The organism is Candidatus Omnitrophota bacterium (genome assembly GCA_030650275.1).
Taxonomy (GTDB): domain Bacteria; phylum Omnitrophota; class Gorgyraeia; order Zapsychrales; family Fredricksoniimonadaceae; genus JACPXN01.
This window is the reverse complement of record JAUSEK010000026.1, coordinates 1-26,116: the sequence shown is the minus strand read 5'-3', so window position 1 is coordinate 26,116 and position 26,116 is coordinate 1. Positions and strand designations below refer to the sequence as shown.

The 26,116-nt window shown below is 55.1% G+C and carries 1 protein-coding gene; it reads right to left on the bottom strand.

Annotated features, from left to right (window positions below):
* Window positions 1-75 precede the first annotated feature (75 nt).
* A complete protein-coding gene (locus Q7K71_07825; GenBank protein MDO8675997.1) occupies window positions 76-26,067 on the bottom strand; it encodes a 4-alpha-glucanotransferase in 25,992 nt (8,663 codons plus the stop codon).
* Window positions 26,068-26,116: the final 49 nt, after the last annotated feature.

Here is a 26,116-nt window from a genome sequence, read left to right as displayed (position 1 = left end):
GGCGAGTGTCAAGGTACAGAGGCTTCACTGTAAAGGCAAAGTAGAAATGTCCTATTCCGGGCAAAAGGGGACACTTTATGGTGTCCCCTTTTTCTCTATCTTTTTCTGATTTGCTTTGCTCTGGTCATCGGTGCCATTGCCATTAACGGCAACAGGCGCGACTCCAAGGCCAAGCACTGATCTTCTTTGCCCGGCGCGGTGAAAAAGCCACACCGCTCCTGCCACAATACCCGTCAACAAAACCGCCTTCACGATCAACAACCCCATGGCTGTGAGCACGGCAAGGTGCTGCGGTGTTGCCCACAGCGGAAATGTCAGAGCCAGAGGGAAGGCAAAACTGAAAAGATGCCTGCCCCTTAACCAGGACCTGATGCGACCGTCCTCCACCGGATATCGAAAAATAAACTGCTTAACGTGCCAAAAAATCCTTCGCGTTACTTCACTTCTACCGGATCCTGCAGTCAAAAGTATCTCCATTGACGGATTTATCCACAATAAGACAAAGCCCACAAGAGCAACTGAGCTTACGAAAACCTGATGAAGTAAAATGTACGGAATCATCACCGGATAGCGGTATCCCCGCTTCAAAGACTCCCAGTCTCCCCATAACGGCCAAAAAAGGTCTCCCCCCAAGAATGGAAACTCAAGAAGATTGTTTTGATGCAAAGATCCCTGTGTTGCATCGTAATATGCCGAAAGGGCACGGCGCACGATGAGATAACGTATCACCTGTTTGGAGACCGTCAACGCCGGCGTAAAGAGAATCGTTCCGGTCGTCCAATCCCGACCTCCCTCTTGGACTTGCTCGTAGAATTGTGTCGGCTCAACGCCAGAAACCAGACGCAAACCAGCGGCCAGACGTGGATCACAACGGACACGAACAATCCCATCGCGTTTGAACTCTTGAAAAACCTCCTCAGCCTTCGCTTGTTTGATTTCGTCCGACCGAAACCATGTCATAAACGTTCCAACACGATCCCCCATATCCTCAATAAAACGGGTCATCCACTGACCCGCTACCAACAGAATCACCGTTGACGCCACCCAAATTATCGCCGCCTTCACCACATCTCCAACTGAAGCAGGCAAATATGCCCATCCTGTCGCGCGTAGAAGTAAAACGCTGTAAACAAGAAAATTTTGCGTACCGACAAAGAGGAAAAAACCAATCAGGTTTAGGCCGTATCTGACAAACAAGACTAATCGTGATAACGCACTCCGGCCGGCGATGATCCATATACTAAATATGGTCCCCGCCAGTACGATCAGTATAGTTGCGCCAAGCGGGACAAGCCCCGTAGAAACACCAAGCAAATACGCAATGTGGGGAGCCAGCGCGGCCGCAAGCCCAAGGCTCAACACCAGAACAATATTGACAAAGCCACCGGCCGATGCTACATTAAATTCAATCGAAGCGCTCCCCGCGCTTGTTGTACCAACTACTCTCTCCCCAAATAACCGCAGGAGACCTGTCATGCCGCCGTTCAGTATTAACCTCAAGTTCAACGAAGTCCAGTCGAAGGAAATGGGAAAAGCTCTGTTCAATTCCGGTAATTTGTGTTTTTCCGGATTGATCATAGGCCAAGTTGTATTGGGAACATTCGATGCTCCGATCTTTATATTAGGAGTATTTTGCCTTGCGATGTTCTTTGCATCGGCTATAATGCTGTTAGGTAATGTGTCTGAAACAAGGAGAGCACTATGAATCCAATCCTTCCCTACATGATCTTCTTGGCTTGTTTTGCTACCTTGATGCTGTTCCTCGCCATCAACAGTAATCGGCTGAACTCCAAGACCAAGCACTGATCTGCCTTTCCCGGCGGACAATGACCGTACATTGCCGCCGCCATAACGCGCCAGCAAGAATACTTCCCTGTCCTCCTGACGCGGCGACCCAAGAACGACAAGTTCTCTGAAACCCGCCCGCGCGCGGCTGAATTGATACAACATCTGGACCAATCTCTTCTCTTGGTCAAAAAAACCACCGCTGAGGTGAACAACGAACCATCCGCCCGGCTCAAGCACGTACAATGCCCTTGCGAAATCCTTCAATGTCGGCTCATCAGGGGACGGGTTGTGAAACACGACGGCCCCGGCGCTTGCTTGAGAAACACCCTCCAGCGCACCGCTCTCGCCGGATCCGGCATCAACGACCGGCTTGTGAACAGCCAGGACCTCGCCAAGCAAACGCTCAAGGGACCCGGATGGACCACGGAAAACGGTCCGCTGCATCTGTCCGATATCCATATGTCTCGACCAGGCGATCTGTGGAGGTCCCGCGACCTTGACCATCCTGTCGGGTGACCGCCTTAGCCAACCATTGACCGTTGCTGCGATGGTCACCGCAGCGATCCCAGCCGCCAGAACACCGCCCCAGCCGATGTCATGAACCACACTGGCACTCGGGGTCAGGGCAGACGCAGCGGCGAACAGGCCAAAGGTGATCACAACGGCCGAGGCCGCAATATTGACAAAACCATATCCGGATGTTACATTGAATCGTTTCATCCAAGCGTTCCCCACGCTTGTTGTACCAATCCATCTCCCCAAAATAATCCGCAGGAGGCCTGTCATGTTGTTCAGCATCAGATTCAATCCCACCCAACGCAAAGAATTAAGCAAAGCGTTCTTCAACCTTGGCAATTTGGCGGCCGTGACGCTTGTTTTCGGCCAGGTGGTCGCCCGCACGATCTTTTGGGAAATATTTATAATGGGATGGTTTTGCTTTTTAATCCTATTTGCCGCTGCTATAATGCTTTTGAATAATGAAAGGGGTGTCTTATGATCGGTCTTGAATGGTCCTATCTTTTTATGATTTGCTTTGCTCTGGTCATCGGTGCCATTGCCATTAACGGCAACAGGCATGACTCCAAGGCCAAGCACTGATCTTCCCCGGACATAAAACCATATCGCCATCGCTACCAGCCCTATCGCCAATCCGATCGCTTGCATAAGAAGCGCGGCCTCCGGTGACAATCCTAAAAGTGGCGCCCAGGACCGCGCAGTCAGGGCCAAAACCGATACAGGGGCAAAAAAAGTTGTTCCCTGTGGATCGCTCTTGTCCGCCACAAGCGGTGCAGCGACGGGCGATAAAATTTTACTCATGGAAAAAGTTTCAAACGACAACAGCTCATATGATAAACGCCACGCATGGCCGCTGGGAACCCTCTGAAAACCGAGGGCTTCATAAAAACCCGTCTCTTCAGGCAGCACATCCTTTGCCAGAACACGTTTCGCTCCGGACGCCCCCGCCAACTGCGACAACAACATGATCAAAGACCTGCCGAGGCCCCGGTGGCGATGGGCTTTATCCACCATGATGGCCGGACGTCCCCCGAACGTAGTGGACATCCGCGCCTGACCGCCTTTGACCATAAAATGCGCGTAACCGATCTGGCGGCCGTCATGGAAGATGGTCAGCAAATGCTGGTGGTCAAAAAAGACAGGGAACGGCCCCGAATAACGAAACTCAAATACCCTGCCCTCATTGTCCCGCAATGTCATGCGCCCCCGCCTCTCGCGCAGCCACCGTGCAACCGGAAAATTGTGTAAATCATGGCCGTGGTCACCGCGGAAAGGATTATGCCTGGCATTAACCGGTGTATGCGAGATCCAAAGGGCCGTCAGATATGAACCGATGACAAGCATGCTGCCCGCATGTGCAAGGACCAAAATAAAAACGGTCAAGCCGGCTCTATATAACGAAAGATGATTGATGAGGGCAAGGTCTGCCGCGAAGAGATTCTGCCGTCCGTGGAAACGGCGCCACGCAAAAAGAAGGAACGGAGTAAAGACAAGGGTGAGCAACACCGGCGGGGCCATGGCCAGCGGCAGACCAAAAGCCCAACTTTTCAGGGCATTTGCCCCCAAACTCAATAACAGGCTTGTGCCGCCGACAAAAACAACGGACTCCGTGAACCCGGGCGCCAACGCCTGTCCCGCCCACCAGCCCAATGCCTTATTGCCCGTCCAGCGGGTCACCTGCTCCTGGATCCGGTCATAGGACCTCTGCCATTTTCCGGGCCATTTCCCGCCGGAGGCGCGATCCGGCACGGATCCGCCGCCATACTGACGCGCGGCACGATCGCGACGGATGAAATCCTTCATGGCACCCCGGACCCTTTTTAACGCAAACGTCTTAAAGGAATCTCCTTTTTTAGGATCGTATGTGCGGTCCGCCTCACGAAGACCCTTGATCCCTTCCCGGATGAGATCGCCCACGTTAAGGTTATTCTTTTGAGCAAGCGCTCTGGCCATGTCTATGATCTCAAGAGGACAGAATTGAATGTCCCCGTCAACGGGCTTGACCGTCCCTTGGTCTCTGATCCGGGACAGGGCAGTATCAAGAAGCCGCTGGGAGAATCCGGGGTACCGCGCCAGCAGAGGTTTCAGGTGAATGCCGTTGGTGGTCAGGACGTTGATGGCCTCGGCAGGACGCATGGCCTGGATCAAGGCATCCGCAAGGATGCGATGGGCGCCCGGACTTTCCATGAACTGCGGTTTGAGAACGGCCGGATCACCGGCAGTAAGGATCTTAAAAGCCTCCTGGAGGCGCCAGTTTTTCAGCAACATGCCGGCGAGAGTCACCAGCATAAGAGATTCCTGGCCGGCTAAAAATTTCATCAATCGCCTTGCCTGTGGATTCGCGTCTCGAAACCGGCCGATCAGGTCCAGGGCTTCTTCCAAAACTTCAATGCCCCGATAATAAGCCCCTCGGTCATAATAAAGCTGACCGAGGGCATGACGGGCCATAAGGGTGCTGGGGTCATCCTGGCCAAGACGCACAGCTTCCAGGAACATCCCCTCGGCCTGTTGCGACGCCGTCCTGACATCCTTAAATCGACGGTCTGCCTTGAACTTGAGGGCGCTGCGCCTAAGCGTATTCCCCTGACCGGTCAGGCTTTCAATAAGTTTCCGGTCCGGCGGCACTGCCGCGCCGGCCAAGACCGCGACGATACCGACCCATCCCAACCTCGCCAATAACCCCGAGAACGGAACACCGAACCACCACGCGTAAAGGCCGGCTAATATGAACATGGCCAGAACGGATCTGGTCCGCGCAGTTTTGTAAATACCCCACAAACCAACAATACTGCCCATGACCTCCGCAGTACTCAAAACAACCGAAACGCCCCGTTCTACTAAAATTGACACGGCCATGTACTGAAAGACAACTACCATCAGTGTGCCTATCGCAATTGGCGTCATGTACGGTAAATGTTCTACCCCTCCAAAAAATCTGAGCCTGGATTGCTTCTGCTGTTGTCTGTGCTGGTCTGCTTCGACGACCCACGAAGCGGCTATGGACCATCCTAATGAAGCCAGCAGGATCCCAGTCGTCATTCCCAGCGCCGGCCACCATCCCATATGCGGCAGCGCCGACATCCGAAGATGCCGGATCCCGCTGACCAGCCCCGTAAAGTGCAATGCCATGCCCGTCGGTACCAACGCCCGGAAAGCCGCGCCGCCGTGTTTATACCTTAAATCTTTTTCTCTCTTCCACCGTTTGAACGACTTGCCCTTATAACCGGCCATGCCCAGCACCGCCACGCCCGCCCCCAGCAGGATCATTACAAGCCCGGCGGTGTGGAACCATGCCTGGACGTGAACAGGGATGTTGAGGCCCAGGCCGAACAGGCCCACGCCCACAGCTGCCAGCAAGACGCTGAGTTTCGAAAGGCCCATCTTACTGACGGCTGGCGCGGCGTCGGTGGGCGCGGCATGGGATGATCGAGACTGCCACCAGGCATAGGTGTGGCTTAAACCCTCCTCCAACAAAACACCTGGCACTACACCCAGTTGTTCTTGCAGTCTCGAGCCGTCCATGGCAGGATTCTGCAAACCGGTGACCCTGTTAAATTGGATCGTGGATCCGGTGATACGCCGGATCTCCGGGATCACATCCGCAAACGTATCCAGGACTTGGGGACCGGGCACATTCATGACGCGCCTGGCCGGGTCCACGCGCGCATCCATGGTTACTTCCAACACCCTGAAAACATCTTCAATAAATATAAACTGCTTCTGGTCGTCCCGCACCCCCAGTTGCATTGCGCCTTCCACGATCGCCCGCAACATATTGGGGATGGCTTTGTGCGCGGTTTCCCCCGGTCCATAGGCCTCGGGGAATCTCAAGACCAACGCATGCTCATGGCCCAAGACCAGCCGCTCTGCGATCAGTTTGCTTAAAGGATAAAAGCTGACATTCGCAGGCACCGGATGGTCATACAAAAAGTCCTTGATGAACTCCTCGTCACGCTGCGGCGCACCACCCAAAACCCCCGTGGCATAAGCGCTGAATTGCTCGACGGTAACCTGAATGAACTGATCAACAACGGGATCCGGCCGGAGATCGTCCTCTTTGAGCGGTGGATCCGCATCGCCGGCATGCAGACGGTACACCGTGGATGAGGAAGGAAAGATGATGTGCGTGCCGTGACGCCCGGCTAAGGCGACGCGATAGGCGTGCGCAAGGACGTTTAGCTGCCATTTCTCCTGATCGGACGGTTCCGGCGGAAGATTGGACCAAGCCGCAAAATCGAAAAGGACGTCATTGTCTCTGACCCACGATCCCATCTCATCAAGGTCCAGCAAAGCCGCTGTCCTGAGATGGACGGCTGGTGAATTAGGGATCGAAGCGATCCTTGGGCTGCCGGGCCGCACCAGCACATCAATGGTCCTGTTGCTTTTTCGCAACAGCCACCGGGTGAATTGTGATCCCACCCAACCGGTGCCTCCGATGATCCCAATGCGGCACACTATCCGCTGAGAATTGTCTGCCGCGGCAAGCAGGGCCGTACCGCCGGACGGTGCGGCGGCGTTCTGGTGCAACGTTCGCCCGTGCCGGCGCAGCGCGGCTTGGATCGCCCGGATGATCGTGGGACCCAGAGACAGATCCTGGAGATCAGCCTCCGTACACGCCAGCAACTGCTGCATGATGAAGATGGGCGGTTGGGCGGTAAAGAGCACCTTCTTGATCCTCGCATCGAACTGTAAATTTGATTTAAACGTCCAATCATCCAGAAACGCGGGGCCGATCCGTTCCCGCAGGGCCGCCCGGATCAGCCGAAACCGCCTATCCGCAGCGTAGTAACGACGCAGTTTTCCATATACGGCGAGCAAATCGCCGCCTGTGACAACGCCTTTGGAGGCCAGGAATTGCCGCACGGCATCATCGCGCCGGCGATCGCGAGAGAACGTCCAGTCCACCACGACCTCCGACTGGATGGCGGCGAGCGCGGGGGGGCCATGCTCGAGTGCGGCCGTGGTGGCGTCTAATCGGCAATCCAGGGTCAGGAGCCGCTCCTGATACGCCGCAACAATTTTCCCGACAGCAGGCCGCAGCCGTGCGCCCATGGACCGACTGTGCGCTCGTTGCGCCTGCAGCAGGTTTCGGTTGGACGCCCGCAACCGCGCGTCCGAAGAGCCAACCCGAGACCGGGTTGGACGGCGGCGTATCTGGGCTTGCGCAGAGGCGTGGTGGGCACGCCGGAATTCTTTCTCCAGTGCGGGATCACGTTCGAAGGCGTCATAAATTGCCTGACGACTAAGATGGAGCACTTTAGCAATGGCCGTCACGTTGATCAGTTCCTCCGGATGTTGGGCTTGCCGCTTAGCCAGCTCGCCGCGGATGCGCATCACCGTAGATGGGGACTGCGCGACGGCCATGCCCAGCACCGCCACGCCAAAACCCAGCAGGACCATTGCAAGCCCGGCGGTGTGGAACCATTCCTGGACGTGAACAGGGATGTTGAGGCCGAGGCCGAACAGGCTCACGCCGGCGGCCAGCAGGAGGGCGCTGAGTTTCGAAGCGAACCGAATGAGGTCATCGTCGGAAGATGGGGAGCGTATCTGCTCCACTACGGCTTGAACACTGCGCTTGGCCGCCCCTTTTCCCAATATGTCGGCGACGCGCTCAATAACAATCAGCGGCCGCTGGCCGCTACGTCTGGCAGCATCCGCGATCAGTTCTGCCATCTGGGGATTCATTGATCTCTGAAGTACTTTTTTAATCAGGGCCTTGCGCCCATGGATATCCTTAAAACGTTGTTGGATCTCCGGGACCGTCATGGTTTCGAGCCATACGATCAAACTTAAGCCCAAGGGATCACGACCAAGATCAAACCTTAAGGTCTGTTCTATCAAAATATTCTCTTTCGGTAGAAGATCCGCCAGCATTTGCCGTTTTTCGGCATATGAAAGAGAGGGATCGGACCAAACCAGATCAAGAAGGCTTTCAACTTCTTCGACGGGCATCTGACCTAAACGCGCGGCGATCTCACGTCCCAACTCATCGTCCCCCAACCAGGAGTCGAGGTCTTCCGCTACAGATTCATCCGCGGCTGACGGCGCCGGTGCCGATTCCGGCATCGGCGTTTCAAAATCAAGATTGGATTGACCGGTATAAGGTTCTTCGGCCGATCCTAGCGCAACATTGAATTCAAAATCAAATTCGGGCTCAATAATGTCCAGTGAGGTAAGAATAAATGGTTCCGCAGTATCGGGTGATTCAAGATCGCTGATGGAAAGTGCGGAAAGAACAAATGGTTCCTCGACAGAGGCGGGTTCGGCTGTTTCAATAGGTGTTGCGATCGTCGGCGCTGCCGCTTTGGCTGGTTTGATAATCTCCTGTGAAGCCGGTGCGGCCGTTTTGGTGACCGCCGGCGCGACTATTTTCTTTTTAGGTTTTTCCTTTCGGATAGACTCGACGGCCCGTTCCGCCTGGCGCTCGGCGCGACGCGCGGCCTGGTCTGCGATTCTCACCGCTTTCTCTACAGCAAGACGCCTACGCTCAACGCGCCGTCTTAAACGGGGTTCAATCTTACCATCGATCCACCTGGCTGACCGTTCGCTCAAATACCACACGCCAAACACTGCCGCAACGACCTCCAAAAATTGCGGCACCGTAGGCGCAACCTTAAGGAACTGGCCGCCTCGTATCCAAAATGTAATGATATTGGAAATGCTGTCCTGGGGCGGAGATCCCAACGCCATGCGCGCCAGGTCCAAAAGCGGATGTCCGATCGCATAGCCAAAAAATGCAGCGGACAGGCCAAAGAAAAGGCCGCCGAAGAACGTGGCCCTGACATTATTGACCGCCACCCTTAACCACAACCGCGCCAAGGTCAGCTCTACGAAAGGCAAAAAGATCATGGTCATAAAATTAACAAACGTCCCACGCGCCTCCACCCCAAATCCACTCAAAAATCCGGTCAACAGGACCTGCGCCCAAACCATCAAATTCCCGACCAAAAGATTATCGGGATCGGAAAAGTTCCATCTCAGAAAAGGTATGATGACCAGCGCCCCGGCCACTGCCCCGGTGGTCCACGGCAGATGTTCCCGGGCCATTGCCAATTTTTCTTTAATAGACACGGCCAGACCGGCCCCCAGCGCCGCAGCGCCAAAACCCAACAGGACCATCGCAAGCCCGGCGTCATGGACCCGCCCTATCCATGGCGCGGCAACAAACAGCTGCGTCAACCCAGCGCCGGCAGCCAGCAGAAAGACGCTGGTTTTCGAAAGCCCTTTGAGCTTGTCTATGCGATGATCAGGCCATAATTCATACGCCAGCACATCCGCGTAGGCGCCGGGAAGATCTTTCGGACCGGCCAGAACTTTGATACGATAACCCATCGCATCAGCAACCTCCGGCAGCAAGTCGTGAACATAACGCGCTTCCCCATTGCTTAGACGGACATGGTCATCTGTGACCCAGATACGCCCGTGTGGACGCAATGCCCGGATGAGTTCCATGAGCGCATGGGCCCGGTCTCCTTGGAAATACGCCTCGGATAACACGTTCCACATCGTGATCTGATCAAACCGCTCCTGCCGCAAGTCCTCGTTAAGACGAGTTACGTCCACCGGCCGGCTGATGAATGTGACGCCGGGGTGCGCAACAACCTGCAGACTGCCCGGCCGCGCATCGGTGACAAAGACGTCGGAGGCCCCTAATGACGCGTCGAGAAATGGCAGTCTGGATCGTCCGGATCCGACATGCAGCACCCGGTCGCCGGGTCGCAGCATGGCGGTCCTTAGACCGACCAGTACATCAGAGGCAGGTAAAACAGACGGCGCGGCGGCCCTTCGACTTGGCTCGGGACTCGCGTCGCTCGCGGACGGCACAATCGGTTTCTTGGGATGGTGGCGCAAGAGAGCCGGGATGGCCCAGTCACCATTCAGCGGATCCGACTCCACATCCTCATCGCCACCCAGCCATCTTGGTCGGGGTTGTCTCCCCCAACTCCTGTGGCGCTCGTGCCCTGGATCTTCGGGAGATCGTCTCACGACGGCGGGCGGCGCTGATCTGCTACGGCGCACCTCGAAGTGCCGCAGATGTGAGACGATCCCCCCCTTCAACGCGAGTTGTGCCACCCCTTGCCGGATTTCCGGAGAAAGCGTAAAGTTATCAAGGACCGTATCGACCGTTGCCGGAGAGAGCGTTGAAGTCCGGGCTATGGCCTCGGCAATTTGCTCCACCGAGGCAATGTCCCGTGTTTCTAAATTGAGGTTAGCACGCAGATAAAGATTGATGTCGCCGAACCGCTCGGGGAAAGGCGCCCCTTCAAGCCGAAGCCTCCCAATGGTCTCATAAATATACGATGCCAACGCCACGCCATAGGGACGCATGGATTCCGGCTCTGGATGGCCCGGGCCGCTGACCACCGATTGAGCCCAATCGTCTGCGTGCGCTTCGCGGCGGCTGAACTGAAGGAGCTCACGCTCCCTTTGTGCCGGGTCCTGGATCGTTGCAAGACGCCGGCCTTCGTCGTACCATCCGGGATCACCAATAACTGTGTCTCGGCCGGTCTTCTCCCCCCAGAGCAATTCTACAACACCTTGAATGACAGACGACGTATCCTTGGCCGCTAACTCGTACTCATGAAGGAGATGTGCCGTCTCATGAGGCACCGCTGCAACAAATCGGTCACGCCGTCCTGCTGTGAGCCGGCGATTCACAAAAATGGTCGTCCCACCCGGTATTATGCATGCAATGATGTTGGCCGACGATCTCGCCGGTAACCGGGACCTCACAAGCGCGAACGTACCAAATACGATACCCCCCAACCAGGTTATGATCGCGACGCCGGTATTGCCAAAATGTAATAGTGCGCGTCCCAAAATCCATCCTTCAAATGCCCCTAACACCGATATGATCGCCACAAAAAATAGGTCACGCCAAAGATGACTGTCATAACGCAAAAGAATATGGATCTTTGTTAACGGCTTCAACGCGATCCGTTTGAAAAACCGGTCGCGCTCTTTCTGGGGCCGACCTGCCGCTAAAGTATCAATGGTTTCTCTTGTGAAAAAGGTAAAGTCCTGTCGTTCCTGCGCGGTAAAACGTGAAACCTCGCGCCATCTTTTCAGCACCCGCGTAAGTTTAGCGAGATTGCCGCCCAGCATCGCCACGCCAAAACCCAGCAGGACCATTGCAAACCCAACGGCATGAACGCGCCCTATCCACGGCGCGGCAACAAACAGCTGCGTCAACCCTGCGCCGGCGGCCAGCAGAAAGACGGTGAGTTTCGAAAGGCCACGTTTGGCGGGCGAGGATATGCCCTCGACCGGTTTGCGAGCGTGGATGATCAACACGGTCTTGAAACGTGCCTCCGTCGCTTTGGAGATGTAGGCATAAATGTCGGAATGTATCGCAACAGGAACATGTTGCACCAAGTCCCCCGTCGGAACTTTCTCGCTGTCAACTTGCAGTTGGGCGGCTCTGAACGCTTTTATGAACACACTTATGATTTCCGGAAATTCCGTCACCATAACAAACTCGCCTGATCCAGGCATTAACAATCCAAAAATTTTTTCAGCGATACGCCGGGCGGTATCTGCTGAAATAGGATGCTTATATGGCCTGTACAGAAAAAATGGAAAGAGAAAATAAATGTGGTCTGCCGAACCTGCAAGGCCTGATGAGTCCCATTGTTCAACATGCCTGCCGACGAATTCGACATTCGGGAAACTTTTCAAACGCTGTTTGGCGGCCTCAAACGAGTTGGTGCTGGGGTCTATCATGATGATCCGCGCATTCGGGTTGCTTAGTGCCAAGGCTTGTGTGGTGCGGCCATCACCAGCCCCCACATCCAGGATCAAGCGGGCGGGCGCCGGCGGCAGTTTGGGCAAACCTAACATAACGGCAAACATGGTCCTCCTGTCCAGCACAGACCTTGCTTCCGGCCGGCGGTCAGGAATGGGGTTGCGGCGGTCGCGCGGATTTATGGCAACCTGTGCGGCAAGCAAGCGGAGTTGTTGCTGGACCTCCTCGACGGTTTTCATATCAGGCGCTGGCGTGTTGGGCTGCCGGCTTAAGTTCCTGTATCCCTCAATCCACGCCTGAAGCTCGCCGCGCGCTATTTTGCCGTCTGGTTCTGCTCGTCCCCGGAAAAACTCCAGTGACTCGACACTCGCTATCCACGTATAAAAAACCCGCGGAGACATTTGGGCCATCACAGGCACCATCTGTGCCGCCCGAAGCAATTCACCGCGCCGGTTGGCCAACGCGGCGTTGACCATGTCCCCCTCGGCCAGCCACTCGTCCCTGTCCGCAAACCAATCTTCATAGCCCCTCTGCTTGGCCGTTTGTTCTTCTAATGGATCCTGCAGATCTCCCATCTTCCAGATCACAGCCGTCCCTGCTATGCCCGCGACCAAGGTCCGCAAGACAACGCGGCGGGAAATAAGCCCGGGTCTGTCTGCTTTCAAGATGATGTCCGGCACTGCCTCACGGAAGGCCTGTTCCCGGCCATGCCCCCACCAACTCAAAATGATTTGTATCGACAGCCCAATCAATATTCCCGCCAGCAGGGCCTCCGGCGTCGCGGCAAAGGCATAGCCGATGGCGCCCGTAAAGACGAACAGTATTTCCAACGGATAAGCGATGAGTTCATTGTGGGCTTCGTGCAGGCGTGCCAGCGGCGTGCAATGGGCCGGACGTTCATGAACAGCACGCAGCAACCCGATCGGCAGGTAAAAGATCCATTGGAGCAACGGGGGTAAGAATAAGAATCCGGCCTGGAGACGGGCATTGATGATTTGATGTCTGTCTGTTACTTCAAGGAAGGGCGTGTAGTAGTTATATCTCATATCGCGCAGTGGCTTGATGAGCGGATAATCAGGCGGACCGGGGACGCCCCATCTGGTCCTTGCCCATAATGAGCCAGCCCTTGACACTGCCAACGGCAGGAACATAATGACCAACCCTTGAATAACATATACGCCCGCCGCTGATATGGCGACCAGCCCGATCCCTTGCATCGATAAACTTCCCCCAATTGCCGCCAAACCGATCAGCCCGAAAATTCCCGCCGTGATCAACGAACCCTCCCAACTGACCCGCCGGCCGGTCACCATGATCATAGCTTTGGTTCCGCGCAAGTCGTCATGGGCCATTCCCGGAGACGGAATGAGGCCGTCATCCAAGAGCGGTAGGTTGGTGCGGATGATCTCCAGTGCTCTGGTCAAAAAATTCGGGTCATAGTTCATTTTACCCAAATTGCGCCACGAAACCAGGCCCGCACGGACCTCAAACAACTCACGCATACGTCCCGAAAGCAGCTCCTGCGCTCGCTCTCGGATCTGTTGTGTGCGGACAGTCACGAATTCCTGGTCCTTTGCCCAATCAAAAAATTTGCGCCCAATATCACCCCACTCTGGGGGGACGGGGACGTCCGGTTTCCATTGGCTTCTTGTCTTCTCCACGATCTGCCTAATGGCCGTCCCAACGTCGGACACGTGTCTTTTTTGGACGGCTGAGAAATGCGTGATCAGCCGGTCAAGGGCACCCTTGTCCACCGTTGTCAGGATAAATCGCATCAGATAATATCGTTGCTTCGTTGCGACGGCTTTGAGTTTTACTTTTTTGGACGAAAGACCCCTCGGACCTTTTTTGCCGCGGCCCGTGACTACGGTCATGCCCAGCACCAACAACCCGAGGCCCGCCAGCACAGCAGCGGCCGCAACACCCGCGGGCAGACCGGGCGCTGATGCGAACATCGACAGCACTATCACTACCGTCGTGAATTCGGTCTTCATGCTGCCCATATACTGCCGCAAGGCATTGGGCGCTTCAACCGATGGAGAATGGATGATATAGGTATTCCACATCCTCCCGTCATAATAACGGTTAATAGTGTCAACGAACTTCGCCGTAAAAACAAACCCGCGCCGGCGAAAGAGTCTGACAACTTTGTCAGATATATCAAGGACACGGCTGCGGTCCATGCTTTGCGCACTGCCGCCCAGGATGAACGTCTGGACCATGGGATACCGCAACATCAGGGCCCCCACCAACTCGTAGAATTGATACCGGGGCACGTTCATGATAATCACATCAAAAGACCCGTCTTCCCCGGGAATTGATTGTTTGGCATCCTGGATGTAGAAGCGAACTTGGGACGTAACCCGGTTGAGTTCGGCGTTCTTTTGCGCAACATCAATGATGCGTGGATACACATCCACTCCCACGACGCTCTTGGCCCCCTTCTTGGCGGCCAAAATGGCCAGCGTGCCTTCTCCCATCCCAACATCCAAAACCCTGCGGCCAGCCAAATCAACACTGTCCAAAGCAAATCCAGCGCTACGGGTCGTAAAATGTGCGTATCCTACCGCTTGGCTCATTTTATTCTCTGTCCAGCGAACAAACTCTTGGCGCCTGTGACCAATGGCAACGTTTCTTAATTCTTTGGGTAATTCGTCATATTGATATAAAACAATGCGTTTGTCCGGGAGCGCAACATGTTCATGCGTCCCCAGGAATCGTGTACCGTAAAGAACCTCATAACTTCCCATGGCATTGGGATTGCCGGCATCTGTTGGAATGACCGTTATGCCAGGATCTGTTGTGCCGTGATCCGGCGACGGTCCAACGGTCTGCGGCGTCGTATTCAAATCAAGCAATATGGGTGTACTGCGGCGAAGCCATTTCAAAAGAAGAAAATCACCTTTGACGAGGCGACGCAGATGATTCTGAATAGGAATAAATTGTTCTGGCAGAAGACGACCCAATACGGACAAGACAATGCGGCGGACAGGTCCGGGCGGGGCACGTCCGGCGACAAATTTCAATACCTGGGGCTTGTATATCGAGGCCAGGATCCATCCGGCGATGACCACTGTCATCCCTACCCCAACAACTCCCGCTGCCAATGGCAGCAGCCCGGACATATTGCCTTCCGTCGGACCTCTGTGGCCAGGGGCCTGCTTTGGCGTCTGCTTTTTGACGACCGCCCGGCCAGCCGAACGGGCTGATCTATCACCAACCATTTGATAGTCGCGCGCCGGCATAGAGACCGCGTGGGTTGCCCTGTCCAACACCCGTTCAAATTCCCGGATCGCCGATCTGATCATTTTTTGCGGCGGCATAGGAGTCCCGAGGATGTCAAAAACACGTTCCAGAGGATTCACGCCATGTTCATAAGAACGCAGCGACCACAAGACCCACGACATCAGTATGCCGTGCTTCAGCCGACGATCTTCCACAATGTTCTGCAACAACCGTCCGAAAAATTCATGGCGCGCATCTTCAGCCATGCTGTCCGGAAAGTCCATACTGTTAAAATATTTCTCCAGAGTATGTGCCAGATCTCCAAAAATATCTTCATCGGCGGGACCGGTCGGCCCGGGGTCGGACGCGCCCCAGTGGAACGTATGCTTGCTGGGGTTACGGAAATCACCGGCCCACGCGGATCTAAAAGCCACTATCGCGGCCAAGCCCGCAGGCATCGGCCATGTTCCCCTGGTAAAAAGAATCCAGGAGACAAAAACGATCGCCGATGAACTCAAAAACGTAAAGATAAGCGCCGAATAATTGACCCACCGCCGGCGCGCATCGGAAAGGTCGCTCATGATCTGCACATAGGGTAAACGACCCGGGACCGTATAAGGCCTGCGGAAGGCCAGGTGCAACCAATTGCTGCCGCTCATATTCCCCCAGAAGTTCTTGAGCGTCCTATCCTCTTTCGGGACGAAAAGCACATGGACAAATTCATGGAGCCAGACAAGGACCGCCACCAGAATATTGGCAAACAGATACGAAAATACCAAACGCAGCAAAGGGGCTATTCCGAGACCCCCGAGAAACACATCAATTATGCCAATGGCCAAAAAGGCCGCAAAGACACTGTCCATGATCCTTAACGCGCGCCGCGTGGTCTTATGGGCGGCATGGGAATGAAAGTTCACAGCGCGTTCATGCTCCTGCCATGAATCCACGGTGGGATAATAATGGACTTGGCGTCCTTTTCTGATCCTCTTTACCGCTGCGGCCACGATCGCAATGACAAACCCCAACGCCAGCCAGAAGACGTGGGTGATATCATGCAGACTGTGCAGATCCAGCCCGCTGAGATTGGCAGAGGCGCTTGGCGCGGCGGGCGACTGGTTCGAAACGGGCTTGCGCACACGCACACCCCATGCCAATAAGCTGTCCTGATCATGGAGATGTTCGAGTTTAATATCAACGAACCCATGCCGCCGCAGCCATGCGTTCATTCCTTCTTCTGTATCCGGGATCTCTGCCGCTCTTTCGAGGCGCCATTTGATGATGTTCAGTCTTGCGAGAATGCCGGCTTTGTGTATTTCAAGATGATCCGGTCCCCGCAGTCCCGGCTTCATCTCTTTCAGCCAAGTTTCCCCCTTATTGACGTTTTGCGCGGCAAATTCAACAAGTTTTGATCTCGGATGAATGGCGATGATCGCGGCCAGGCCGCCGGGTTTGAGCACTCTATGGATCTCCCGAAGTACATTGTCCATCCGTCGGGCATATTCCAGAACATACACGGCTGTTACGGCATGAACTTGACCATCCAGTAAACCAACGGCCTCGATATCCGTCTTGAAGAAATGATCGGCGTCCGGCCGATACAACCAACTTGGGTCCGCCACATCGAATGCATAGACGGTGAAATCGGTAAGCGCGTCCCGTATAATGCGTGGCACCTCCAAATTTCCAGTCCCGAAATCCACAAGTCGGGCGGCCGGATTTTGGCGGCGGACATCCTCAATAAAGTTTTCCAAAAAGGTGAGCATCTCTCCAAAATAACCCCTGCCAAAGGCGGTCCAATCTCCCCTTGCCCACATGCTGGTCCAGAACTTACCCATAACGGGGATTGAAATTTCAACGACACCGCGCCGGCCATGCGGCGCACGATACCACTCGCCCGATAAGTTATGACCCACGTCGTTATTATTTCTCCACCCCCTTGAATGTATTCCGTAAGGAATATGCCGTTCCTCGTGTTTCGGCATGCCGTTGCGCCCGCTGTCGATCGACGCGGAAGCAGGCTGAAGACTTATCCCGCGGTTTGCCGCCAGCCGTTGATAAAGCCGGGCATAATCTTCCACCATCTTCTCCACGGAGAACAACTGTGCGCGTTCACGCGCGGCCCGGCCCAACCTCGCGCGCAATTCCGGATCTTTGGCCAAACGGATGATCTCACGGGCCAGGGTCTGCGGGTCAGCGGGCGGGACCAGTATTCCTGCGCCATCTAATGTTTCGGGCATTCCACCTACCTTGCTGGCAATCACCGCTTTGCCGGAAGCCATGGCCTCGATCTTGGCCAATGGCTGACCTTCGATCAGCGACGGCATTGTAAATACATCCATGGCCGCCAGATACAGGGGTAAAGAATCATGGGTCTGTACACCGGGCATGACGACCCTTCCCCTCAAACCAGCCGCCTCGATCTGTCGGGTCAAGTTACCGCGTTCTGTGCCTTCGCCGATGATCAGGAAGTACGCCTGCGGAATTTCTTCCAAAACAATACGTGCGGCTTCCACCAGATGACGATGACCTTTTTCCAAAGACAGCCGGCCCACGGCGCCAACCACAAAAGCATCCTCCGGCAAATGAAGTTTTCTTCTGACATCCAAAACCTTTTCAACGTCCGCCTGCTCCATAAAGAGCCGCTGATCAATACCGTTAGGTATCACAACGATTTTTTCCGCCGGCACACGGTTCACGCGTATATGTTCCTGTTTTTCAGCCTCCGTCAGCGCCACAATAACATCATCGATATAATGAAAACTTATCCTGGTTATAAAATGATTGGCCCACGTGATCATGTCATCCAGAGAACGGATCGGCCCATTTGACTTTGGAAAAGTATGATAAGTGGTCATGACCACGGGAACGCCCGCCAATTTAGCAATGGCCTTTTTGCCGGATTGCCGTATACCATACTCGTGAATATGATAAATACGCGGGCGAGTATTTTTGTGGATAAAATATTCGATGGGCGCCTGCCTTAGGGACCGGGCGAGAAGCAACATAAGCCTTAACAATCTTAAGATCCCCGATCTATTTGATAAATACTGTCTGAATTTTGAATATAGAAGCGGTTTGATGATGAAATACATACCCCGCCGCTGGGCACCTGTGATCTCGACATCATATCTTTCTTTGCTGTCACGGGTCTCCGTGATAATATCAAATCTGCGGGTATCTATATTATTCATCAAGTCCAAAACAACCTTTTCCGCTCCGCCGACGGCAAGGGTGCTCACCCAAAACGTCATTCTGATCTTTCCGCTGTCGCGTTTGGATCTTTCCAATTGTTTAAGGTCTCCGGCCAATTCCGCGCGCACGGAACGGACAAACCACATGACCGCAGCGGCCGCGGCTGTCACTAATATGTACAAAATGAAACTGAATGCCTCGTGCGGGTCTCCCAGGCGCGGACCGTTGCGCCCGCCGTCGATGTGTTTGTCCACGTCTTGTGGGGTAAAATTACGCAGGTCATTAAAATTCAATCCACGCGTTTGCCGCAACCGCTCATCCACGCGGCGCGCCTTTTTCTTTTCATCATTCGCCTTTGATCCAGGGGTAATAGGAAAGCTCCGCCGGTGTTTCGATGGACGTGACACGCGCAGCGGCACAACCTTGACAGCCAAGGGGATAAAATTCAGCAACGCGGCATATATCTGCCTTAATGATTCCCGTTCCTTCGGCGACAACATCCGTTTCTGTATTCGATGACCCGCCAGATACGAATAACCTATGGCCGCTCTGATAACTTTATAAAGGCCGCGGCTGAATGCCTCCCGCCTGCCGTCCTCATCGTCGGCTGACAGGACAGCCAGATGCTGGACATTGCTCAATGCTTTAGCTTTAATCAGGCGATAAAACACAAGATGCAGACCGCTGTGCGCGTCTTCGGTCAACAGGCCTGCCAGGCGCAGCATCAGGTTGGGATCGCGCTCAAAAGCCAGCCAGGCCTGTTCTTCATTCATGGCCGTTTTGAGGGAATGCCGCGCCAGCCACCCAAGAATTATCCCCTGCGGTATATTATTTTGGCGATACAAATTGACCGCCCAATGGGCCTGGGCCGCGCTCATGTCAAAACGCCGGCCCAAGAAAAGGTGGGTGAAAAAGACCTCCTCCAATAAACGTGCCCTGCCGAAAACCGGCGCGTGCCCGTTGAGCGCCGCCGCCATGTTATTGTACAATGGGACGAATTCTTCGAAGCGTTTCCGGAGATACGCGGCATCCACGCGCGTCAACGCCGACGGCCCCTGCTGCGCCAGAAAAATGTCGACGCCGCGCGTATCCATACGCGTGTCGGGCTGGCCAACGGTCATGGCCTGCCGGACATCTTCAAGAAATGTCCTGATGTCTTCCAGCGGCAACAGGAACCGGTCATGCAGACGCTCAACAAATCCTGTTTCCCACTGCTTGAGGCGTTCCTGTTCCGCGGGGTTGGCGATCACAGGATGGTCTTGCCAGAAATCCTCCAGCCAGGATGGCGCCTGGGGCCCTTCCCACGCGGGCGCGCGTTCACCATTGATCCCGGTCATCCAAAGGCCGCCTTCCGTGGCTTTTAAGGCCAACCGGTCCAGCCCTGCCAGGGGCCTTCCTAAAACCGTCGCCTTAAGGAACTCCTCGTCCCTCCATACTCCCCCGAACCTTCTGTTTAATTCGTGAACGATGTCTGCGCGCAACAGGATCTTGCGGTCCGCTTCCGGTCTGTCCGGATACGCCTCCTCGTCCTGCCCGCCAACGATCTTCCCGTAAAGCGCTTCTAGCGTGCGTATCTCATCCACCACGTGCCAGACGCGCGTACCGTAAGAAATATTGTTCACATCCACGATGGCGCGTACGGTTTCCGAGTACAAATGCCGGCCGCGATAGTCAGAGTGTATTTCAGGATACCCGATCTGCAATGATGGCCCTTTTCCGTTTTGGTGATAATAAAAACGGAACGTGCCTATCGGCTCTGGTGATTCATCAAATGCCTGCCATTTCTGCTTCCACGTAACGGGACGCGTGTACAATTCCACCACCCATAACCCGTCGCGGTCAAAGCTGACTGTGCGTGTATACTTGTCTTCAAACATTTTGACGAACGCTTCCTGCTGGCTTTTATTGAACCGGAAAATATGGGCGCCTTCGGTGAACCTTTCAATGAGTCGCGCCATCGGGTCCAGCAGGCGGTTTTCACTGATGAGCGCCATCAGTTCATGGTCCTGGACCAAAACATCCATGACGCGGTCCATGCTGACGAGCGACGGGCTGTCCTCCCTGGCTAGGCGGCGGACAAGCCGGGCGATGTACACATAACGGCCATCCGGCAAAAGCCTGATACCGTGAGTGCGCAGCCATTGCCAGACAACTATCACTGCCCCCGCCAGAGAATTGACCAGCCACCCGTAGAACAATCCCGCCTGCTGCCCGGCATGGTCCATGTCCAAACCCAGAACTCTGGCCAAAAGGCCGGCCGCGAGTAATGTCGGAAATATCCAGCTGCTAAGGGTGGTTGGATCAAACGGCTTGGACGGCTCGATCAGTGGGTGCTGCACAACGACGGCATAGCCCAGATTGCTATGCCGGGAGGACCATGCCTTGGAGATGATGCGAACGATCGTACCGCCAAGGCGAACGTGGTATCCATGCAACACCGGGTCATTGCCAGACGCAAGGTAGAACTCAATGGACAGCGGGCCGATCACCGCGCGCGACACATCATCCGCTTCCTTGTAGCTACGCGGTGTGCTGTACGCGAAGAGCCGTTCGATGCGGCAGGTCTCCGGCTGCATCCGGTTGAGATGCTGTGCCAAGTGCTTGGTTGAAAGCAGTAACTCATCGGCCATCCCGGAGACGGCGCCGGTGACCCAGAAGTCCACCATGGCAGACCGCACGCCCTGCCGCTGATGCGCATAACGCATGAGGGTGTGCCGGGCCGGCAGTTCCTCCGCGCTCTTTGCGTCAACCAGGGAAACGAAGACGACGCCCTGAATTTTTTCCTGCGCATCTCTCGCCACCAAGGAGTAGGGGTTTTCCTTCAACACCTGCTGGACATAGCGGATGAACCACGCGGGGTTGCGCCGACCCCTGGCGATGAGATGCCCTTCCCATTCGTTCAACCCGCCCGCCTTGGCAATGCGTGCTTCGCTGGTCAGCACAAGATTGGCCACTGCTGCCGCCGTCTGGGGGTTGGCGACCGCGTACATCATCGTATAGTCCCTTCCCTGCAGCACGATGTGGCGCACAAATGGCACGGGCGGCTGATCCATTTCCGTCGCGGCAACCACCACGCCGTTGCGGCCCGCTCTCTTTGCCTGGTAGAGCGCGCTGTCGGCTTTTCTTAAAAACGACTGGCCCGTATCCCCCTGAACATATTCGGCAACGCCCAGGCTCACAGCAATTTTTCTATCCTCCTGGCCAGGCAACATCTCGGCACCGATAATGGCGCTTATAGGCGTCTCTACGGCCGCGCGGATCTTTTCCGCCACAATGGCCGCGCCATTCAGATCCGCGTTCAGCAAAAGCACGGTGAACTCATCCCCGCCCCATCGTGCGGTTTCATCTGAATCGCGCACCACATCGCGGAGCTTGTCGGCAATGTGTCGTAAAACACGATTGCCAGCGATATGACCGTACCTGTCATTGACTTGCTTGAGGCCATCGACATCAAAGATGATCATGGATAATTTAGTTTTAGACCGCTTGGCGATGGCCACGTATTTTTCCATGATCGCTTCAAAAAAACGTTGGTTGTGCAGGCCGGTCAGCGAGTCGATCCATGCCTGCTCTTGCAGACGGCTGCGGGAAATACGTTTTGGATCAACACGCGCCGCGAGAAGTTCAAGAAAATCGGCCGATCGCTGCCTGAACACCGTCCCGCGGTTGCGGATGAACCACTTCGCGGCCAGCCAAAGCCCCACAGCCGCGGCTGTCACTAATGTAATCAAAAGATAGCTGAAGATCTCGTGCGGGTCTTGCAGGCCCGGCCCGTCGTTCCTTCCCCACGCCATGGTGGCTTTGCGCAGTTCTTTCGCCATTTTAGATTGGAAAGTATTAAGACGGCTTCTGACAGGCCCCACTCTTTGGTTAACGCCATCCACCCGTATATTCGCGGATTCAACAAGGGCGGTGATATTGAGGACCGTCTGTTCAGAGAGAACGGGGCTTTCGGCAATCAATATTTGGGCGCGTTTTAAGAACTCGATGGGATTCCCTAACATCGTTTCGGTAAAATTCAACTCTGCTTCATGATTGTCCGCAAAATTAAGGATATGCTCCGGCAGTTCTCTGGCCTTCGCCGCTTGTATCCATCGATGCTCCATCAATAATCCATCATCAGGCAAATGACCTTCCGGCAATATCCGCGCGTCTGCATTGATCGTCGTCTTTCTTATCAAAGCCCACTCTTTAAGGGTAAGGTTTAATTGCCTCAAAGTTTCTATCTCATCCAGTAATGCCCTGACCTTCCCCATCAGAGCCGCGGCGTGCGTGATTAGCGCTGTCGCATCCTTCACCGGTGATACGGCGGATGAGGAAATGCTTTTCTGTACGATACTGTTAACCTGAATGGTGAGGATCGCATGCTCTTCCGCATCGGGATCGGACAGGGCAATACCTCCGATATTGCGCAGACGGTGCCATTCTTCATGTTCGTTGATGAATTTGATAAATGATTCAATGGTTTCAGTGGGAATCTGCCAAACGTTCATCTGTCTGCGGATTTCATCATCGGGAATACCATAAATTTCATTCCCCAGCGTATATTTCACATATCGGGGATGCCAGGGCGGGCCCGTGGACTCTTGGTCTGTCAGCTGGACCTCAAAACGGGCCAGCAAATTTCCGTATTCCACCAATTGCCGATGTTCGGCCGGATGCGTTTCCCTGATCTCCTGCGCAAAAGAACCGACCGCGGCGGCGGAGATGAGCGCGATTAACCCCGGCACGGCAAGCCCCGCATCCCGCGGGGGACCAAGCACACCATATTCTGTAAGTACGCGAAGGACCTCGGAGACGCTCCACGCTTGTGCCCTGGTGCCGCCTGCCCGATGCGGAGCATCTCCGTCAAACACCTCGGGGATGTTCCCGACTGGGCTTGTCATCAAGAATTCAATCAGCGGACTCAACAGCCGGCGGATCTCATCCTGGATCTCATCTTCGCCGACACCCTGCTGCTGCCGCACGCGCGCCAAGGTGTCCACATACGGGCCGATCAACCACGGCCACACCGTACCCTGATGATACGCAAAATCTTTATGATTAGGGAAATCTGCTTCATGCGGATACGGCTGTCTCCAGGTTTCATAGCGTCCACGGTAATGGGAATCCCTGGGTGAAAGCGTGCGCAATCCATACGGGGTCAAAAGATCTTTGGTGGCTGACGCAAAGACATCGGCTTGACGCTCGGGCGAAATTAAGTCCCCTCCCCGACTAACCGCTATCAGCATATTGGGCCGTATCGCGCCCTGGTACGGGTCCGTTCCTTCAATAACATCCAACAGCGCGCCTTCCGGCGCGTTCCAAAATTTTGCGTTAAAGGAAATCTTGACGCGTCCCGCGAGATCCCGATGGGCCTCAGCCCTCGAACGTTCCCCGGCCTGCTCTTCGACCTCGGCCAAAAATTTAAGATCGGCATACCACAACGCGTTGATCTCAACGGCTTTGCCGTCGCGCGGGGTCACAGGCCCCCGATGATGCGGATCAGCGTCCATCCACGTGGCTTGGGCAGGGCTGACGATCAGGCCATCCTGAGGATCCATGTAAATACGGTAAATACGGTGGGGCCACTCGAACCGTTCATACTCCGTGCCGTGCTGGTAGGATTCAACGATCGCGCGCATGGTGGGAAGCATTTCATTGACAAAATTCCAGTCACCCGTTGCCTCCACATAACTTTGAATGGCTTGAATAAACCACATTGAACCGTCCACGGTGTTATATTCCGTGCGCTCCGGATGCTGTGTGTCCTGGATCCTGTTGGGGACCAACCCATTGCGCTGCAGGCGGGCAAAACTCCGGATATTTTCTCTGGCTTCATCAAAACGTCCCATGGCCAGCAATAGCCCCGGCAAGGCGATCAAGGTATCCCTGCCCCATTGCTGTTGGAACCAGTCGCGGCTGGAGGCCCAGATCTCAACGGTGCCGTTGACGTGTTTCACAAAGGTATCAGCGGCGGCTGACAAGGTACGTGAGATGGCATCGCCTGCCTGCCAGATATTGCCCTGACGGATCGCTTTGATCGCGGCAAGATAATCACCCGCGTCGAAACGGGCCCGATTTTTATAGTCGGCGTCGCTCTGCAAGGGGATCCGGTAATGCCATATGCTCCTGCGCGTGCCATTATCACCGGTGATGCGCTTGATCGGCATCGGATCGCCCCATTGATGCCCAAGGACTAAAGCGATGAACCGCGCATTCTTGCCGGAAAAATTGCCTGAATTCATATACGCGTTGAAATTTTGAATAAAGGTCTCCCGGGTATCGTCATACCTTGGGTCACGGGGATTCACATCGGTTCCATCATGATCACTCAACCGCTTCCAGTCGCCAAGCACCGTGATAAATCCACGCCGAGCTATGTCCCCAGACCTTCCTTCGTAGGCCTCGGCAACAGATAATTTCTCCCGTTCCTGAAAAACGCGTGCCAGCGCGCTGACATAGGCATTACCCGGCTCATCGCCGCTGACAAGCTGTCCGTATCCATTGTTATAGGCCATATGAAGGGCGTCTATCCTTGCCCCATCAAATCCCATATCAAGCCAATGGGCGACGGGGTCCAGCATAAAGCGGTACCCTTCCTGCCCGGCCCTAGTCCAGTTCCATAACGCGAGATCACCCCAGCGTTCATTGAGTTCTCCACGGACAATGCCGGGATACCGGTCAGGATTTTCCGCTTTCTTAAAGTGATCACGATGCTTCCATACATCGACGCTGTTTTTCCCGCGGAACATCGGGACATCGAACAGGACCTTCCCGCCATGCTCATGCACCATTGCAATGGCCGCGCGCAACTGCTCGTCAGCCACCCATTGGGCATACATGTGCAAACGCACAAGTGCCGAATAGGTTTGTTCCCGCTTCGCCTGTTCCAAGGCCTGGGAAGACCATGTCAAACATTCACCACCCAGGATCTCATGGACCGCCATGAACTCCGCGTAATCATCCAGCCACGGCCTGTTGCGTTGCACAAAGTCGTCAAACATCTTGCCCCTCGTTGAATCAGCAGGGACCTCCCGCGTCCAGAACCGCTCGGCAGCCCTCAAGGCCATGGCTCGTTCCCGGTGGTGGAGTGAACCGTGATGGACCGCCTGCTGTTCTGAGGACGGCGCAGTCAACTCCTGCAATACATCCGGATACATTGCCGCTTCTTCCCTAACCTCGTCAACCTCCATCCAGTCAATGAAATCCTCATTCAAAGAATACGGACTTGCGACCGCGTAAGGGCTTCCATCGATCGTTGCGTAATGCGGTAGAAGCAACACGGCATCGATGCCCAGCGGCGCCAAATGGTCCCTGTAATAGGGCCCTATGTCCGTGAACTTCCCGATGCCCGGATCATTGACCTCACGCCGCAAAGAGAAGATCGGTACGCTCATGACCACGTTGGTCCGCTTAGGGTCCTTCCACCACGATGCGTCTGTGTCTTGCAGGGCAAAAATCGCGCGTTCTTCCTGGGCGGGATCGGAAAGAGCATCACCTCTGCCGTTGCGCTCACGGTGCAGGCGTTCATGCTGTTTCACGCGTTCTATAAATCCTTCAATTTCATCGGAAGTGTCGCCGCGGCGGGAAAGATGCGTGCGGATATCATCGTCAGGCATGACATAGGTGGTTTGATCACCAACAGTATACGCAATGACGCGCGGCGGA